Raw genomic sequence first — 271 nt, 5'->3', positions numbered from 1 at the left:
ATTCTCACAAGCCCATAAAAAAGGTTTTTCTATGGTTCCTTCTATCCTTGCTCCACCTTCGGTGCAGTTGTAAATTTTAGTATCTAAATACTTTTGTATTTTTTGCACATCTTGCTCTAAATTTCGTTTAAACATAAGCCAGACATGGTGAGTTTTGATTTTTTCTTTTCCGCCATAAGCAAGAGTGTAAAGATGCGGATACCTTCTGCTTTCATAATTAGCTGAGTTTTGATAATCATCAGGATGAGAATTGCCATTTTCAGCATAAGCT

Annotated in this window: 1 pseudogene; it reads right to left on the bottom strand. The window is 35.1% G+C overall.

The window, feature by feature from the left end:
- A pseudogene (locus tag AJN70_RS00010) lies at window positions 1–271 on the bottom strand (motility associated factor glycosyltransferase family protein); the annotation flags it as partial.

Source organism: Campylobacter sp. BCW_4341 (assembly GCF_001764255.1).
GTDB classification, from domain to species: domain Bacteria; phylum Campylobacterota; class Campylobacteria; order Campylobacterales; family Campylobacteraceae; genus Campylobacter_D; species Campylobacter_D jejuni.
This window is presented reverse-complemented; position numbering and strand designations above follow the sequence as displayed.